Source organism: Bradyrhizobium sp. 2S1 (assembly GCF_011516625.5).
In the GTDB taxonomy this organism is placed as follows: Bacteria; Pseudomonadota; Alphaproteobacteria; order Rhizobiales; family Xanthobacteraceae; genus Bradyrhizobium; species Bradyrhizobium septentrionale.
On record NZ_CP147717.1, the window covers coordinates 6,234,100 to 6,253,905 of the forward strand.

1 protein-coding gene and 1 pseudogene (1 of these 2 only partly in view) are annotated in these 19,806 nt (G+C 66.5%); one reads left to right on the plus strand and one right to left on the minus strand.

Going from position 1 to position 19,806, the window contains the following annotated elements; translation table 11 throughout:
* Positions 1-18,547, plus strand: the final stretch of a protein-coding gene (locus tag HAP54_RS29395; protein WP_248114553.1) for a non-ribosomal peptide synthase/polyketide synthase. It extends 52,847 nt beyond the left edge of the window; the window shows 18,547 of its 71,394 coding nt (coding positions 52,848-71,394); its start codon lies off the left edge, out of view; the stop codon is at positions 18,545-18,547.
* 26 nt (positions 18,548-18,573) lie between these two features.
* Here the strand turns inward: HAP54_RS29395 and HAP54_RS52595 are convergent.
* A pseudogene (locus HAP54_RS52595) lies at positions 18,574-19,634 on the minus strand (IS1380 family transposase); the annotation flags it as partial.
* Positions 19,635-19,806 lie beyond the last annotated feature (172 nt).

A 19,806-nucleotide genomic window follows, 5' to 3' on the forward strand; every position in this document is an offset into this window, starting at 1 on the left:
GAGCCCGGCCTGGGCGGCGCTGCCGGCCACCGATCCCGACCCGTGCGCGCTCGGCCTGACCTCGCGCCATCTGGCCTATGTGATCTACACCTCCGGATCCACCGGAACGCCCAAGGGCGTCATGATTGAGCATGCGAGCACCGTGAACCTGCTGCATTGGAGCAGCGGCGTGTTTGCGGAGGAGACCAGCCGCATGCTGTTCTCCACCTCGATCAGTTTTGATCTGTCGATCTATGAGTGCTTCGTTCCGCTGTCACAAGGAAGCACGCTTTATCTTGTCGAAAGTGCGTTGACGCTGGGGCAGACGTCCTTGGATGTCTCCTTGATCAACACAGTCCCCTCGGCGATCGCCGCTCTGGTCGATAACAAAGCCGTGCCGCCCTCGACAAGGGTCATCAATTTGGCGGGCGAGCGGCTGCAGGCAGGCCTCATAGAGAAGGCTTTCGAGAGCAGTCGGGTCGAGAAGATCTGCAATCTGTACGCGCCTTCGGAAACCACGACGTACTCGACCTGGATTTGCATGCGACGGGGAGAGACTGTCGTCGAGACGATTGGCCGTCCGATTGCGAACACGCGGGTGTACCTGCTGGACGGTCATGGTGCGCCGGTTCCGTTTGGCGCGGTCGGGGAGCTTTACATTGGCGGGGCGGGGGTGGCGCGCGGCTATCTGAACCGGCCGGAGCTGACGGCGGAGCGGTTCATCGCCAGCCCGTTTGTGGACGGCGACCGGCTGTACCGCACTGGCGATCTGGCGCGCTACCTGCCGGACGGCAATCTTGAGTTTTTGGGCCGCAACGACGACCAGGTGAAGATCCGCGGCTTCCGGATCGAGCCGGGGGAGATTGCGGCGCGGCTCATCGAGCATGCCTGGGTGCGCGATGCGGTGGTGGTGGCGCAGCAGGATGGCGCCGGCGAGAAGCGGCTGGTGGCCTATGTGGTGTGCGCGCCTGAAGCTCGATCGGATGAGCCGGATGGCGCTGGCGCTGAGCTGGCCGCGACGTTGCGGGCGCATGTGGGCGCGCACCTGCCGGACTACATGGTGCCGGCGGCGTTCGTGCGGCTGGCGGCGCTGCCGCTGACGGTGAACGGCAAGCTCGACCGCCAGGCGCTGCCGGCACCTGCGGATGAGGCGTATGCGCATCGCGCTTACGCGCCGCCGCAGGGCGAGATCGAGACGGCGCTGGCGCAGATCTGGGCCGAGCTTCTCGGTGTGGAGCGGGTCGGACGCCACGACCACTTCTTCGAACTGGGCGGCCACTCGCTCTTGGCGGTGCAGCTGATGGAGCGGCTGCGGCGGCGGTCGCTGGGGGTCGAGGTGCGGACCTTGTTTGCAAAGCCCGTGCTGGCGGATCTGGCCGCGAGCCTCGGCAGTCATCACGAGGTGGCGGTCCCGGCCAACCTGATCAGCGAACAGAGTGCGGCGATCAGGCCAGAGATGCTGCCGCTGATCGAGCTGACGCAGGACGAGATCGCGCGGATCGTCGTCACGGTGCCGGGCGGCGTCGGCAACATCCAGGACATTTATGGCTTGTCGCCGCTGCAGGACGGCATCCTGTTCCATCATCTGTTGGCGACAAAGGGCGATCCGTACCTGCTGGTCTCGCAGATGGCGTTTGCCGATCGTGACCTGCTCGAGCGCTATCTTGCCGCGGTTCAGCGGGTGGTGGGTCGGCACGATATCCTGAGGACGTCGTTTGTCTGGGAAGGGCTGTCGCGCCCGGCCCAGGTGGTGTGGCGGAACGCGCCGCTGGAGGTGAGCGAGGTCGAGCTGGACGGGTCTGGTGGTCCTGGCGCCGCGCAGCTTAAGGATCGGTTTGATCCGCGCCGGCAGCGCATCGAGCTTGGCCGGGCGCCCTTGTTGCGGTTTGTGATTGCGCGCGAGCCCGGCAGTGCGCGCTGGCTGCTGCTGGAGCTGCAGCATCATCTGATCGGGGATCACACCACGCTGGAGGTGATGCATGCCGAGGTCCGGGCCGTGCTGGAGGGACGCGAGCATGAGCTGGCAGCCCCGCAGCCGTTCCGCAACCTGGTGGCGGCGGCACGGCTTGGCGTGGGTGCAGAGGCGCATGAAGAGTTCTTCCGGACGATGCTGGGGGACATCGCTGAGCCGACCACGCCGTTTGGGCTGAGCGAGGTCCACGGCGAGGGCCGCGGGGCTCATGAGGCGCGGCGCATGCTGCCGCAGGCGCTCAACGCGCGATTGCGCAGCCAGGCGCGGCGGCTGGGGGTGAGCCTGGCGAGCCTGTGCCATCTGGCCTGGGGGCAGGTGGTGGCGCGCAGCAGCGACCGCGAGCAGGTGGTGTTCGGCACGGTGCTGTTCGGCCGCATGCATGGCGGGGCGGGTGGCGACCGCGCGATGGGTCTGTTCATCAACACGCTGCCGCTGCGGCTTGACCTGGACGGGACCGGGGTCGAGGCGAGCGTGCGGACCACCCACGCGCGGCTGGCCGAGCTGCTCGCACATGAGCATGCCTCGCTGGCGCTGGCGCAACGCTGCAGCGGCGTTGCGGCGCCGGCGCCGCTGTTCAGCGCGCTGTTGAACTACCGCCACAACACGCCGGCGGCGATCTCCGCCTCCGCAGCCGATGATGCGCTGTCCGGCGTGGAATGGCTGGGCGGGGAGGAGCGCACCAACTATCCGCTGATCTTGTCGGTGGAGGATTTTGGCGAGGCACTCGGGCTGACGGCGCAGGTGGCGGAGGGCGTCTCAGCGGATCGGGTCTGCGGCTACATGCAGCACACGCTCGCGCAACTGGCGGAGGCGCTGGAGCGGGCGCCGACCACGCCGGTGCGGGAGCTGGACATCCTGCCCCCTGACGAGCGGGCGTACCTGTTGGAGGCGCTGAACCGGACGGCGGTGACGTATCCTGAGCAGCAGTGCATCCATGAGCTGTTCGAGGCCCAGGTGCGCCGTGCGCCGGATGCGGTGGCGGTGGTGTGCGCGGAGGAGCGCGTCAGCTATGGCGAGCTCAATGCGCGGGCCAACCAGCTGGCGCATCATCTGATCGCAATTGGGGTGACGCCGGACCAGCCGGTGGCGATCTGCCTACAGCGCAGTCCGATGATGGTGGTGGGGCTGTTGGCGATCCTGAAGGCGGGTGGGGCCTATCTGCCGCTGGACCCGGCCTATCCGAGCGCGCGGCTGCGCCAGGTGCTTGCGGATGCGGCGCCGTCGCTGCTGCTGGCCGATGCGGCGGGACGATCGGCGCTGGGCGCCGATGCGCTACGCGATCTGACGGTAGTGGATCTGGCGGCGGCGAGCCCGGCCTGGGCGGCGCTGCCGGCCACCGATCCCGACCCGTGCGCGCTCGGCCTGACCTCGCGCCATCTGGCCTATGTGATCTACACCTCCGGATCCACCGGAACGCCCAAGGGCGTCATGATTGAGCATGCGAGCACCGTGAACCTGCTGCATTGGAGCAGCGGCGTGTTTGCGGAGGAGACCAGCCGCATGCTGTTCTCCACCTCGATCAGTTTTGATCTGTCGATCTATGAGTGCTTCGTTCCGCTGTCACAAGGAAGCACGCTTTATCTTGTCGAAAGTGCGTTGACGCTGGGGCAGACGTCCTTGGATGTCTCCTTGATCAACACAGTCCCCTCGGCGATCGCCGCTCTGGTCGATAACAAAGCCGTGCCGCCCTCGACAAGGGTCATCAATTTGGCGGGCGAGCGGCTGCAGGCAGGCCTCATAGAGAAGGCTTTCGAGAGCAGTCGGGTCGAGAAGATCTGCAATCTGTACGCGCCTTCGGAAACCACGACGTACTCGACCTGGATTTGCATGCGACGGGGAGAGACTGTCGTCGAGACGATTGGCCGTCCGATTGCGAACACGCGGGTGTACCTGCTGGACGGTCATGGTGCGCCGGTTCCGTTTGGCGCGGTCGGGGAGCTTTACATTGGCGGGGCGGGGGTGGCGCGCGGCTATCTGAACCGGCCGGAGCTGACGGCGGAGCGGTTCATCGCCAGCCCGTTTGTGGACGGCGACCGGCTGTACCGCACTGGCGATCTGGCGCGCTACCTGCCGGACGGCAATCTTGAGTTTTTGGGCCGCAACGACGACCAGGTGAAGATCCGCGGCTTCCGGATCGAGCCGGGGGAGATTGCGGCGCGGCTCATCGAGCATGCCTGGGTGCGCGATGCGGTGGTGGTGGCGCAGCAGGATGGCGCCGGCGAGAAGCGGCTGGTGGCCTATGTGGTGTGCGCGCCTGAAGCTCGATCGGATGAGCCGGATGGCGCTGGCGCTGAGCTGGCCGCGACGTTGCGGGCGCATGTGGGCGCGCACCTGCCGGACTACATGGTGCCGGCGGCGTTCGTGCGGCTGGCGGCGCTGCCGCTGACGGTGAACGGCAAGCTCGACCGCCAGGCGCTGCCGGCACCTGCGGATGAGGCGTATGCGCATCGCGCTTACGCGCCGCCGCAGGGCGAGATCGAGACGGCGCTGGCGCAGATCTGGGCCGAGCTTCTCGGTGTGGAGCGGGTCGGACGCCACGACCACTTCTTCGAACTGGGCGGCCACTCGCTCTTGGCGGTGCAGCTGATGGAGCGGCTGCGGCGGCGGTCGCTGGGGGTCGAGGTGCGGACCTTGTTTGCAAAGCCCGTGCTGGCGGATCTGGCCGCGAGCCTCGGCAGTCATCACGAGGTGGCGGTCCCGGCCAACCTGATCAGCGAACAGAGTGCGGCGATCAGGCCAGAGATGCTGCCGCTGATCGAGCTGACGCAGGACGAGATCGCGCGGATCGTCGTCACGGTGCCGGGCGGCGTCGGCAACATCCAGGACATTTATGGCTTGTCGCCGCTGCAGGACGGCATCCTGTTCCATCATCTGTTGGCGACAAAGGGCGATCCGTACCTGCTGGTCTCGCAGATGGCGTTTGCCGATCGTGACCTGCTCGAGCGCTATCTTGCCGCGGTTCAGCGGGTGGTGGGTCGGCACGATATCCTGAGGACGTCGTTTGTCTGGGAAGGGCTGTCGCGCCCGGCCCAGGTGGTGTGGCGGAACGCGCCGCTGGAGGTGAGCGAGGTCGAGCTGGACGGGTCTGGTGGTCCTGGCGCCGCGCAGCTTAAGGATCGGTTTGATCCGCGCCGGCAGCGCATCGAGCTTGGCCGGGCGCCCTTGTTGCGGTTTGTGATTGCGCGCGAGCCCGGCAGTGCGCGCTGGCTGCTGCTGGAGCTGCAGCATCATCTGATCGGGGATCACACCACGCTGGAGGTGATGCATGCCGAGGTCCGGGCCGTGCTGGAGGGACGCGAGCATGAGCTGGCAGCCCCGCAGCCGTTCCGCAACCTGGTGGCGGCGGCACGGCTTGGCGTGGGTGCAGAGGCGCATGAAGAGTTCTTCCGGACGATGCTGGGGGACATCGCTGAGCCGACCACGCCGTTTGGGCTGAGCGAGGTCCACGGCGAGGGCCGCGGGGCTCATGAGGCGCGGCGCATGCTGCCGCAGGCGCTCAACGCGCGATTGCGCAGCCAGGCGCGGCGGCTGGGGGTGAGCCTGGCGAGCCTGTGCCATCTGGCCTGGGGGCAGGTGGTGGCGCGCAGCAGCGACCGCGAGCAGGTGGTGTTCGGCACGGTGCTGTTCGGCCGCATGCATGGCGGGGCGGGTGGCGACCGCGCGATGGGTCTGTTCATCAACACGCTGCCGCTGCGGCTTGACCTGGACGGGACCGGGGTCGAGGCGAGCGTGCGGACCACCCACGCGCGGCTGGCCGAGCTGCTCGCACATGAGCATGCCTCGCTGGCGCTGGCGCAACGCTGCAGCGGCGTTGCGGCGCCGGCGCCGCTGTTCAGCGCGCTGTTGAACTACCGCCACAACACGCCGGCGGCGATCTCCGCCTCCGCAGCCGATGATGCGCTGTCCGGCGTGGAATGGCTGGGCGGGGAGGAGCGCACCAACTATCCGCTGATCTTGTCGGTGGAGGATTTTGGCGAGGCACTCGGGCTGACGGCGCAGGTGGCGGAGGGCGTCTCAGCGGATCGGGTCTGCGGCTACATGCAGCACACGCTCGCGCAACTGGCGGAGGCGCTGGAGCGGGCGCCGACCACGCCGGTGCGGGAGCTGGACATCCTGCCCCCTGACGAGCGGGCGTACCTGTTGGAGGCGCTGAACCGGACGGCGGTGACGTATCCTGAGCAGCAGTGCATCCATGAGCTGTTCGAGGCCCAGGTGCGCCGTGCGCCGGATGCGGTGGCGGTGGTGCGCGCGGAGGAGCGCGTCAGCTATGGCGAGCTCAATGCGCGGGCCAACCAGCTGGCGCATCATCTGATCGCAATTGGGGTGACGCCGGACCAGCCGGTGGCGATCTGCCTACAGCGCAGTCCGATGATGGTGGTGGGGCTGTTGGCGATCCTGAAGGCGGGTGGGGCCTATCTGCCGCTGGACCCGGCCTATCCGAGCGCGCGGCTGCGCCAGGTGCTTGCGGATGCGGCGCCGTCGCTGCTGCTGGCCGATGCGGCGGGACGATCGGCGCTGGGCGCCGATGCGCTACGCGATCTGACGGTAGTGGATCTGGCGGCGGCGAGCCCGGCCTGGGCGGCGCTGCCGGCCACCGATCCCGACCCGTGCGCGCTCGGCCTGACCTCGCGCCATCTGGCCTATGTGATCTACACCTCGGGCTCGTCAGGCCCCCCCAAGGGCGTCATGGTCGAGCATCGCGGCCTGGTCAATCTGGGGCTGGCTCAGATCAGGCTTTTTGGCGTTTGTTCAAACAGTCGCGTGGTGCAGTTCGCCTCCTTTGGTTTTGATGCCAGCGCCTCGGAGCTGGTTATGGCATTGGGCTCAGGAGCCGCATTGCATTTGCCTGCGGATGAGCTCCGTCAAGCAGGTAACAAGCTATCGGATTATCTGCGAAGCGAAGCCATCACCCATGCGACGTTGCCTCCAGCATTGCTTCAGGAAGGCAGGAATGTGGAATATTTGGCGTCGCAGGCTCTCATTCTTGCTGGAGAGCTGCCGAAGGCTGAACTCATCCGACGCCTGCCTGCAGCATCTATTGTCAACGCCTATGGACCTACCGAAGGGACAGTCTGTGCGACGACGTGGAGCTGCCCGGATGGATTTGATGGAGCCATTGTCCCGATCGGCCGTCCGATTGCGAACACGCGGGTGTACCTGCTTGACGGTCATGGTGTGCCGGTTCCGTTTGGCGCGGCGGGTGAGCTTTACATTGGCGGGGCGGGGGTGGCGCGCGGCTATCTGAACCGGCCGGAGCTGACGGCGGAGCGGTTCATCGCCAGCCCGTTTGTGGACGGCGACCGGCTGTACCGCACTGGCGATCTGGCGCGCTACCTGCCGGACGGCAATCTTGAGTTTTTGGGCCGCAACGACGACCAGGTGAAGATCCGCGGCTTCCGGATCGAGCCGGGGGAGATTGCGGCGCGGCTCATCGAGCATGCCTGGGTGCGCGATGCGGTGGTGGTGGCGCAGCAGGATGGCGCCGGCGAGAAGCGGCTGGTGGCCTATGTGGTGTGCGCGCCTGAAGCTCGATCGGATGAGCCGGATGGCGCTGGCGCTGAGCTGGCCGCGACGTTGCGGGCGCATGTGGGCGCGCACCTGCCGGACTACATGGTGCCGGCGGCGTTCGTGCGGCTGGCGGCGCTGCCGCTGACGGTGAACGGCAAGCTCGACCGCCAGGCGCTGCCGGCACCTGCGGATGAGGCGTATGCGCATCGCGCTTACGCGCCGCCGCAGGGCGAGATCGAGACGGCGCTGGCGCAGATCTGGGCCGAGCTTCTCGGTGTGGAGCGGGTCGGACGCCACGACCACTTCTTCGAACTGGGCGGCCACTCGCTCTTGGCGGTGCAGCTGATGGAGCGGCTGCGGCGGCGGTCGCTGGGGGTCGAGGTGCGGACCTTGTTTGCAAAGCCCGTGCTGGCGGATCTGGCCGCGAGCCTCGGCAGTCATCACGAGGTGGCGGTCCCGGCCAACCTGATCAGCGAACAGAGTGCGGCGATCAGGCCAGAGATGCTGCCGCTGATCGAGCTGACGCAGGACGAGATCGCGCGGATCGTCGTCACGGTGCCGGGCGGCGTCGGCAACATCCAGGACATTTATGGCTTGTCGCCGCTGCAGGACGGCATCCTGTTCCATCATCTGTTGGCGACAAAGGGCGATCCGTACCTGCTGGTCTCGCAGATGGCGTTTGCCGATCGTGACCTGCTCGAGCGCTATCTTGCCGCGGTTCAGCGGGTGGTGGGTCGGCACGATATCCTGAGGACGTCGTTTGTCTGGGAAGGGCTGTCGCGCCCGGCCCAGGTGGTGTGGCGGAACGCGCCGCTGGAGGTGAGCGAGGTCGAGCTGGACGGGTCTGGTGGTCCTGGCGCCGCGCAGCTTAAGGATCGGTTTGATCCGCGCCGGCAGCGCATCGAGCTTGGCCGGGCGCCCTTGTTGCGGTTTGTGATTGCGCGCGAGCCCGGCAGTGCGCGCTGGCTGCTGCTGGAGCTGCAGCATCATCTGATCGGGGATCACACCACGCTGGAGGTGATGCATGCCGAGGTCCGGGCCGTGCTGGAGGGACGCGAGCATGAGCTGGCAGCCCCGCAGCCGTTCCGCAACCTGGTGGCGGCGGCACGGCTTGGCGTGGGTGCAGAGGCGCATGAAGAGTTCTTCCGGACGATGCTGGGGGACATCGCTGAGCCGACCACGCCGTTTGGGCTGAGCGAGGTCCACGGCGAGGGCCGCGGGGCTCATGAGGCGCGGCGCATGCTGCCGCAGGCGCTCAACGCGCGATTGCGCAGCCAGGCGCGGCGGCTGGGGGTGAGCCTGGCGAGCCTGTGCCATCTGGCCTGGGGGCAGGTGGTGGCGCGCAGCAGCGACCGCGAGCAGGTGGTGTTCGGCACGGTGCTGTTCGGCCGCATGCATGGCGGGGCGGGTGGCGACCGCGCGATGGGTCTGTTCATCAACACGCTGCCGCTGCGGCTTGACCTGGACGGGACCGGGGTCGAGGCGAGCGTGCGGACCACCCACGCGCGGCTGGCCGAGCTGCTCGCACATGAGCATGCCTCGCTGGCGCTGGCGCAACGCTGCAGCGGCGTTGCGGCGCCGGCGCCGCTGTTCAGCGCGCTGTTGAACTACCGCCACAACACGCCGGCGGCGATCTCCGCCTCCGCAGCCGATGATGCGCTGTCCGGCGTGGAATGGCTGGGCGGGGAGGAGCGCACCAACTATCCGCTGATCTTGTCGGTGGAGGATTTTGGCGAGGCACTCGGGCTGACGGCGCAGGTGGCGGAGGGCGTCTCAGCGGATCGGGTCTGCGGCTACATGCAGCACACGCTCGCGCAACTGGCGGAGGCGCTGGAGCGGGCGCCGACCACGCCGGTGCGGGAGCTGGACATCCTGCCCCCTGACGAGCGGGCGTACCTGTTGGAGGCGCTGAACCGGACGGCGGTGACGTATCCTGAGCAGCAGTGCATCCATGAGCTGTTCGAGGCCCAGGTGCGCCGTGCGCCGGATGCGGTGGCGGTGGTGCGCGCGGAGGAGCGCGTCAGCTATGGCGAGCTCAATGCGCGGGCCAACCAGCTGGCGCATCATCTGATCGCAATTGGGGTGACGCCGGACCAGCCGGTGGCGATCTGCCTACAGCGCAGTCCGATGATGGTGGTGGGGCTGTTGGCGATCCTGAAGGCGGGTGGGGCCTATCTGCCGCTGGACCCGGCCTATCCGAGCGCGCGGCTGCGCCAGGTGCTTGCGGATGCGGCGCCGTCGCTGCTGCTGGCCGATGCGGCGGGACGATCGGCGCTGGGCGCCGATGCGCTACGCGATCTGACGGTAGTGGATCTGGCGGCGGCGAGCCCGGCCTGGGCGGCGCTGCCGGCCACCGATCCCGACCCGTGCGCGCTCGGCCTGACCTCGCGCCATCTGGCCTATGTGATCTACACCTCCGGATCCACCGGAGCGCCCAAGGGGGCACAGAATGAGCATCGGGCTGTCGTCAATCGCTTGATTTGGATGCAAAACGCCTATGGCCTCAAGGCAACTGATGTCGTGTTGCAGAAGACGCCATTTGGCTTCGATGTCTCGGCCTGGGAGTTCTTCTGGACGCTGCTTACAGGGGCAAGGCTGGTGCTGGCGCCTCCGGGTGCGCACAAAGATCCCGATGCATTGGTCGGCTTGATCATCAGCGAGCGCATCACGACGGCCCACTTCGTCCCGTCCATGCTGGTCAGCTTTATGGAGACGACGGGGGTTCAGCACTGCACGTCGTTGCGGCGGCTTTTGTGCAGCGGGGAGTCGCTTGCTGCCGCGAGTGTGCATAGGGTTCGGCGCGTATTGCCCTGGACGGCCCTGCACAATCTCTATGGTCCGACGGAAGCTGCGATCGACGTCACAGCGTGGAGCTGCCCGGATGGCTTTGATGGAGCCATTGTCCCGATCGGCCGTCCGATTGCGAACACGCGGGTGTACCTGCTGGACGGTCATGGTGCGCCGGTTCCGTTTGGCGCGGCGGGTGAGCTTTACATTGGCGGGGCGGGGGTGGCGCGCGGCTATCTGAACCGGCCGGAGCTGACGGCGGAGCGGTTCATCGCCAGCCCGTTTGTGGACGGCGACCGGCTGTACCGCACTGGCGATCTGGCGCGCTACCTGCCGGACGGCAATCTTGAGTTTTTGGGCCGCAACGACGACCAGGTGAAGATCCGCGGCTTCCGGATCGAGCCGGGGGAGATTGCGGCGCGGCTCATCGAGCATGCCTGGGTGCGCGATGCGGTGGTGGTGGCGCAGCAGGATGGCGCCGGCGAGAAGCGGCTGGTGGCCTATGTGGTGTGCGCGCCTGAAGCTCGATCGGATGAGCCGGATGGCGCTGGCGCTGAGCTGGCCGCGACGTTGCGGGCGCATGTGGGCGCGCACCTGCCGGACTACATGGTGCCGGCGGCGTTCGTGCGGCTGGCGGCGCTGCCGCTGACGGTGAACGGCAAGCTCGACCGCCAGGCGCTGCCGGCACCTGCGGATGAGGCGTATGCGCATCGCGCTTACGCGCCGCCGCAGGGCGAGATCGAGACGGCGCTGGCGCAGATCTGGGCCGAGCTTCTCGGTGTGGAGCGGGTCGGACGCCACGACCACTTCTTCGAACTGGGCGGCCACTCGCTCTTGGCGGTGCAGTTCTTGAGCCGGCTGTCGCAGGCGCTGGGTGTAGCGCTGCCGCTGGCGGCGCTGTTTGCCAAACCGGTGCTGGCCGATCTGGCGACGAACATTGTCGAGATGTTGAGCCGCTGCGGTCCGCAAGACCTGCCGGCGATTGTCGGCGTGTCGCGTGATGAACCGCTTGTGCTGTCGTTTGCGCAGCAGCGGCTGTGGTTTTTGGCGCAGCTGGATCAGGATAGCACGAGCTATCACGTGCCGCTGGCCTTGCGGCTGCGCGGCGTGCTCGACCGCCGCGCCTGGCGGCGCAGCCTTGACCGTGTGTTGGCGCGTCATGAGGCGCTGCGTAGCGTCTTTGTCGCGCCGGAGGGCAAGCCCTGGGTTGAGGTGCTGCCGCCGGATGCGGGGCTGCCGGTGCTCGAGCACGATCTGCGGGACAGGCCGGATGCGGACGCGGCGCTTTTGGATCTGTGCCGGGAAGAGGCGCGCACGCCGTTTGATCTGGCGCGCGGGCCGCTGATCCGGGGCCGCCTGATCCGCACCTCGGATGGGGAGCACGTGTTCCTGCTGACCCAGCATCACATTGTCTCCGATGGCTGGTCGCTGGGCGTCTTGGTGCGCGAACTCAGTCAGCTGTACCGGGCGTTCGTAGCTGGGCAGGACGATCCGCTGCCGCCGCTTGCGATCCAGTATCCGGACTATGCCGCCTGGCAGCGGCAGTGGCTGTCGGGGGAACGGCTGCAGCGCCAGGCGCAGTATTGGCGCAACAATCTATCTGGCGCGCCGGCCCGTCTGGCGCTGCCGACAGATCGGCCTCGGCCGGCAGAGCAGTCGTTTGCCGGGGCCAACCTGCCTGTCGTGATCGATGCGGATCTGACGCGGGATCTGAAGCGGCTGAGCCGGCAGCATGGCACGACCTTGTTCATGACGGTGTTGGCGGCGTGGGCGGCGGTGCTGTTGCGTCTGTCGGGGCAGGACGACATTGTGATCGGGGTGCCGAGCGCCAATCGAGGTCGGTGCGAGCTCGAAGGGTTGATCGGGTTCTTCGTCAACGCCCTGGCGCTTCGCCTCGACCTGTCGGGCGCGCCGAGCGTGGCGGAGCTGTTGGAGCGGACGCGGCGCACGGCCTTGGGAGCACAGGAGCATCAGGACCTGCCGTTTGAGCAGGTGGTGGAGATCGTGCAGCCGCCACGGCATCTTGATCACACCCCGCTGTTCCAGGTGATGCTGGCCTGGCAGAACAACGCCATCCCGTCCTTCGACCTTCCCGGGCTGCTGGTGGAGGCTGCGGGGCAGGGGTTCGATCAGGTCAAGTTCGATCTGGAGCTGAACCTTTGCGAACATGGCGAGGTGATCGCCGGGACGCTGGGTTATGCCACGGCGCTGTTTGATCAGGCGACGATCGAGCGACAGCGGGGGTATCTGCTGGCGCTGCTGCGGGCGATGGTTGCCGATGCGCAGCAAGAGGTCGGGCGGATTGAGCTGCTGCCCCCTGACGAGCGGGCGTACCTGTTGGAGGCGCTGAACCGGACGGCGGTGACGTATCCTGAGCAGCAGTGCATCCATGAGCTGTTCGAGGCCCAGGTGCGCCGTGCGCCGGATGCGGTGGCGGTGGTGTGCGCGGAGGAGCGCGTCAGCTATGGCGAGCTCAATGCGCGGGCCAACCAGCTGGCGCATCATCTGATCGCAATTGGGGTGACGCCGGACCAGCCGGTGGCGATCTGCCTGCAGCGCAGTCCGATGATGGTGGTGGGGCTGTTGGCGATCCTGAAGGCGGGTGGGGCCTATCTGCCGCTGGACCCGGCCTATCCGAGCGCGCGGCTGCGCCAGGTGCTTGCGGATGCGGCGCCGTCGCTGCTGCTGGCCGATGCGGCGGGACGATCGGCGCTGGGCGCCGATGCGCTACGCGATCTGACGGTAGTGGATCTGGCGGCGGCGAGCCCGGCCTGGGCGGCGCTGCCGGCCACCGATCCCGACCCGTGCGCGCTCGGCCTGACCTCGCGCCATCTGGCCTATGTGATCTACACCTCGGGCTCGTCAGGCACCCCCAAGGGCGTCATGGTCGAGCATCGGAGCCTGGTCAATCTTGTCGCATGGCATGTGCAAACGTTTTGTCCGCAACCAGAAGCCTGCTGCGCACTCGTGGCTGGAGTGGCATTCGATGCCAGCACCTGGGAGCTATGGTCTGCGTTATGCAACCGCAGCACATTGCAGCTGCCGCCCAAAGCGACAGCTGCAGATTCCTTGCGTCTGCTGCAATGGTGGCGAGATCAATCGCTGGACGTTGCCTTTTTGATCACGCCACTGGCTACACTCGCGCTGGAAGATAAGCTCATCAACTCCAGATTGGAGTACTTGCTTGTTGGCGGGGAACGTCTCCAGCGTGTGCCTGGGCCTCTGTCGCCTCTGAAGCTAATCAACAACTATGGGCCTACTGAAGCTACGGTCGTGGCGACCTCAGGACGGCTCTTCAGCGACAACGCTGTGCCGCATATCGGCCGTCCGATCGCGAACACGCGGGTGTACCTGCTGGACGGTCATGGTGCGCCGGTTCCGTTTGGCGCGGTCGGGGAGCTTTACATTGGCGGGGCGGGGGTGGCGCGCGGCTATCTGAACCGGCCGGAGCTGACGGCGGAGCGGTTCATCGCCAGCCCGTTTGTGGACGGCGACCGGCTGTACCGCACTGGCGATCTGGCGCGCTACCTGCCGGACGGCAATCTTGAGTTTTTGGGCCGCAACGACGACCAGGTGAAGATCCGCGGCTTCCGGATCGAGCCGGGGGAGATTGCGGCGCGGCTCATCGAGCATGCCTGGGTGCGCGATGCGGTGGTGGTGGCGCAGCAGGATGGCGCCGGCGAGAAGCGGCTGGTGGCCTATGTGGTGTGCGCGCCTGAAGCTCGATCGGATGAGCCGGATGGCGCTGGCGCTGAGCTGGCCGCGACGTTGCGGGCGCATGTGGGCGCGCACCTGCCGGACTACATGGTGCCGGCGGCGTTCGTGCGGCTGGCGGCGCTGCCGCTGACGGTGAACGGCAAGCTCGACCGCCAGGCGCTGCCGGCACCTGCGGATGAGGCGTATGCGCATCGCGCTTACGCGCCGCCGCAGGGCGAGATCGAGACGGCGCTGGCGCAGATCTGGGCCGAGCTTCTCGGTGTGGAGCGGGTCGGACGCCACGACCACTTCTTCGAACTGGGCGGCCACTCGCTCTTGGCGGTGCAGCTGATGGAGCGGCTGCGGCGGCGGTCGCTGGGGGTCGAGGTGCGGACCTTGTTTGCAAAGCCCGTGCTGGCGGATCTGGCCGCGAGCCTCGGCAGTCATCACGAGGTGGCGGTCCCGGCCAACCTGATCAGCGAACAGAGTGCGGCGATCAGGCCAGAGATGCTGCCGCTGATCGAGCTGACGCAGGACGAGATCGCGCGGATCGTCGTCACGGTGCCGGGCGGCGTCGGCAACATCCAGGACATTTATGGCTTGTCGCCGCTGCAGGACGGCATCCTGTTCCATCATCTGTTGGCGACAAAGGGCGATCCGTACCTGCTGGTCTCGCAGATGGCGTTTGCCGATCGTGACCTGCTCGAGCGCTATCTTGCCGCGGTTCAGCGGGTGGTGGGTCGGCACGATATCCTGAGGACGTCGTTTGTCTGGGAAGGGCTGTCGCGCCCGGCCCAGGTGGTGTGGCGGAACGCGCCGCTGGAGGTGAGCGAGGTCGAGCTGGACGGGTCTGGTGGTCCTGGCGCCGCGCAGCTTAAGGATCGGTTTGATCCGCGCCGGCAGCGCATCGAGCTTGGCCGGGCGCCCTTGTTGCGGTTTGTGATTGCGCGCGAGCCCGGCAGTGCGCGCTGGCTGCTGCTGGAGCTGCAGCATCATCTGATCGGGGATCACACCACGCTGGAGGTGATGCATGCCGAGGTCCGGGCCGTGCTGGAGGGACGCGAGCATGAGCTGGCAGCCCCGCAGCCGTTCCGCAACCTGGTGGCGGCGGCACGGCTTGGCGTGGGTGCAGAGGCGCATGAAGAGTTCTTCCGGACGATGCTGGGGGACATCGCTGAGCCGACCACGCCGTTTGGGCTGAGCGAGGTCCACGGCGAGGGCCGCGGGGCTCATGAGGCGCGGCGCATGCTGCCGCAGGCGCTCAACGCGCGATTGCGCAGCCAGGCGCGGCGGCTGGGGGTGAGCCTGGCGAGCCTGTGCCATCTGGCCTGGGGGCAGGTGGTGGCGCGCAGCAGCGACCGCGAGCAGGTGGTGTTCGGCACGGTGCTGTTCGGCCGCATGCATGGCGGGGCGGGTGGCGACCGCGCGATGGGTCTGTTCATCAACACGCTGCCGCTGCGGCTTGACCTGGACGGGACCGGGGTCGAGGCGAGCGTGCGGACCACCCACGCGCGGCTGGCCGAGCTGCTCGCACATGAGCATGCCTCGCTGGCGCTGGCGCAACGCTGCAGCGGCGTTGCGGCGCCGGCGCCGCTGTTCAGCGCGCTGTTGAACTACCGCCACAACACGCCGGCGGCGATCTCCGCCTCCGCAGCCGATGATGCGCTGTCCGGCGTGGAATGGCTGGGCGGGGAGGAGCGCACCAACTATCCGCTGATCTTGTCGGTGGAGGATTTTGGCGAGGCACTCGGGCTGACGGCGCAGGTGGCGGAGGGCGTCTCAGCGGATCGGGTCTGCGGCTACATGCAGCACACGCTCGCGCAACTGGCGGAGGCGCTGGAGCGGGCGCCGACCACGCCGGTGCGGGAGCTGGACATCCTGCCCCCTGACGAGCGGGCGTACCTGTTGGAGGCGCTGAACCGGACGGCGGTGACGTATCCTGAGCAGCAGTGCATCCATGAGCTGTTCGAGGCCCAGGTGCGCCGTGCGCCGGATGCGGTGGCGGTGGTGTGCGCGGAGGAGCGCGTCAGCTATGGCGAGCTCAATGCGCGGGCCAACCAGCTGGCGCATCATCTGATCGCAATTGGGGTGACGCCGGACCAGCCGGTGGCGATCTGCCTACAGCGCAGTCCGATGATGGTGGTGGGGCTGTTGGCGATCCTGAAGGCGGGTGGGGCCTATCTGCCGCTGGACCCGGCCTATCCGAGCGCGCGGCTGCGCCAGGTGCTTGCGGATGCGGCGCCGTCGCTGCTGCTGGCCGATGCGGCGGGACGATCGGCGCTGGGCGCCGATGCGCTACGCGATCTGACGGTAGTGGATCTGGCGGCGGCGAGCCCGGCCTGGGCGGCGCTGCCGGCCACCGATCCCGACCCGTGCGCGCTCGGCCTGACCTCGCGCCATCTGGCCTATGTGATCTACACCTCGGGCTCGTCAGGCACCCCCAAGGGCGTCATGGTCGAGCATCGGAGCCTGGTCAATCTTGTCGCATGGCATGTGCAAACGTTTTGTCCGCAACCAGAAGCCTGCTGCGCACTCGTGGCTGGAGTGGCATTCGATGCCAGCACCTGGGAGCTATGGTCTGCGTTATGCAACCGCAGCACATTGCAGCTGCCGCCCAAAGCGACAGCTGCAGATTCCTTGCGTCTGCTGCAATGGTGGCGAGATCAATCGCTGGACGTTGCCTTTTTGATCACGCCACTGGCTACACTCGCGCTGGAAGATAAGCTCATCAACTCCAGATTGGAGTACTTGCTTGTTGGCGGGGAACGTCTCCAGCGTGTGCCTGGGCCTCTGTCGCCTCTGAAGCTAATCAACAACTATGGGCCTACTGAAGCTACGGTCGTGGCGACCTCAGGACGGCTCTTCAGCGACAACGCTGTGCCGCATATCGGCCGTCCGATCGCGAACACGCGGGTGTACCTGCTGGACGGTCATGGTGCGCCGGTTCCGTTTGGCGCGGTCGGGGAGCTTTACATTGGCGGGGCGGGGGTGGCGCGCGGCTATCTGAACCGGCCGGAGCTGACGGCGGAGCGGTTCATCGCCAGCCCGTTTGTGGACGGCGACCGGCTGTACCGCACTGGCGATCTGGCGCGCTACCTGCCGGACGGCAATCTTGAGTTTTTGGGCCGCAACGACGACCAGGTGAAGATCCGCGGCTTCCGGATCGAGCCGGGGGAGATTGCGGCGCGGCTCATCGAGCATGCCTGGGTGCGCGATGCGGTGGTGGTGGCGCAGCAGGATGGCGCCGGCGAGAAGCGGCTGGTGGCCTATGTGGTGTGCGCGCCTGAAGCTCGATCGGATGAGCCGGATGGCGCTGGCGCTGAGCTGGCCGCGACGTTGCGGGCGCATGTGGGCGCGCACCTGCCGGACTACATGGTGCCGGCGGCGTTCGTGCGGCTGGCGGCGCTGCCGCTGACGGTGAACGGCAAGCTCGACCGCCAGGCGCTGCCGGCACCTGCGGATGAGGCGTATGCGCATCGCGCTTACGCGCCGCCGCAGGGCGAGATCGAGACGGCGCTGGCGCAGATCTGGGCCGAGCTTCTCGGTGTGGAGCGGGTCGGACGCCACGACCACTTCTTCGAACTGGGCGGCCACTCGCTCTTGGCGGTGCAGTTGCTCAGTCGCGCAGTCGATCTCGGGCTCAAGTTCAGCGCCGCCGACCTCTTCCAAGCCCCCGTTCTAAAGGAACTTGCATCCAAGATTCATTTCGAACCAGAGCCCAGCAGCGCGGGAGTGATTTGTGTTCGAGAAACCGGATCGCAGCCGCCGCTGTTCTTTGTTCCCACAGGTTTAGGCGATTGCTCCTATGTCCTTAGTTTGGTGCAGGAGATGGGCGCAGGATGCCCTGTCTACACTTTGCCATGGCCGCCATTTCGTGAAGTTCAATTTCCAACTCTTGAAGAGATAGCCTCGCAACTAAATTTGGCAATTAGAGAGATCCAGCCACGAGGTCCATATCGGATCGCTGGATACTCATCCGGAGGAATCTTGGCTTACGCAATTGCGCAGCAATTACTGGACCACGACGAAGCTCTTTCACTCATCGCTCTAATTGACGTTGTACTATTTTCAAATCCATCAAGCGTGTCGCCCACCCAAAGGATACAAGAAGTGATCCTGGAATCTCTCGAGTTAGACGACGAAAGGTTCCAAATACTTGAACGCTACGCTGGACGAAGTTCAATTTCTCAATTCCTGGAAAAGGCACAGAAAATTGGGGCGATCCCTCAGGATCGCAATCTCCACAGTGACATTCTGACGTATGAAAGGGCCATGCAGTTCCAATTGGCGCTGGACTCGTATCAAGCTCCATCCCTCCCCGTCGAGGTATACCAGTTCTATGCCAATGAACCTCTTCGCCATCGGACACGATCTCGCAAGAATTCAATAGGTCCAGAAGCGCGTTCGCCTTTGCGGGGGTGGGACCGAATTTTGAGTACGGAAGCCATTCATGCTGTGCCAATTCCAGGTGACCACATAACGATGATGAATGTCCCGGCGAACCGCCTAGTTCTGGCTCGATGCCTATCAAGGGCCCTTGGCCAGTCAGCGAGCGGCGCCAAACGGATTCCAATAAATCATAGGGCACAGGTGACCTGCCACTGAAGTTTCATCCAGCGGCAATTAGAGTCTCGTGTCTTATGCAGCTTGATCAGATTCTCGGCTTGGCCGCGCGCGCAATACAGGCTGTCGTAGATCCACTCGGCCGAGCCGACATCGAGGCTGGTGACGACGAAACGGATGTCGAGGCCGAGCATCGTCGCCTCAATACGGGCGACGGTACGCCGTTCGCGATCCCAGGACTTGGCCTTGTGGCGCGTCTCGGTATAGCCACGCAGAACCGGCAGGTTCTCGATGGCGCGTCGCGTGCGGATGTCGTCGGCGGCCTCGTCGAGTTTTCTGGCGAGCGGCTTGGTGCCGGACAGACCGAAGATGTAGTCGATGCCGTTGGTCTCGCACCACGCCATTGCCTCCGGCCGGGCATAGTGCCCGTCGCCACGGAACGTAATTCGCGTGTTGTGCCACCGCGTCCGGATATGCCGTATCAGGCGGCGCAGGTGGGCACGCACCTCGACGCCGCCCGGCGTCTTGCCGGGCCGCAGCACGACCGCCACGGGCCGGCTCTTCTCCGTGTCGTAGACGTGGATCGGCAGGAAGCAGCGTTCGTCATAATGAGCGTTGAACAGCGAGAGCTGCTGATGGCCGTGGACGACATCGCAGGTATCATCGATGTCGAGCGTGACGGATGCCGGCTCGCGCGGGTAGCTATCCATCCATGCGTCGACCAAGTGTAGGTCAGTCGGATCACGTCGCGCAGGCGCGGAGCATTCTCCAGCCGCGACAGCGTCGGTTGGGAACACAGATCGCGACCCGTGTCCGGCAGCCGTCCGCAGGCCAGCTTGAATGCGGGATCGGACCGCAGATGATCGAGGTCGTCGGCGTCCTCGTAGCCGCAGCAGATCGCGAACATGCGCGCGCGGAACATATCGACAAGGCTGTGCACGACCCGCGTCGGATCGCGCCGATCCGGGAACACCCGGGCCAAATTGTCGGCCAAGCCGAGACGCCGCTCGGCCATCGCCAGAAGCATCACGCCCCCGTTCGAGGTCAGCCGACCGCCATCGAAGGCAGCTGTGACTTTCTTGGCGTGAACGGCTGGAAACGAGAAGGGCAGAATCGTATCGTCGGTCATGGCGGGCCTGGCGTTCGCGGTTGAGTGATGGGGTTGGCTTCGCAACCGAATCCTACGCCGCATCAGCGCTTTACACCACGCTCGCCAGCCTCTCAGGCGCACTCTGACGAATAAGACGGGCTAGATCGGGGTCGTCTGCCAAGACGTTACGAAGAGCGACAGTCGCGCGTCA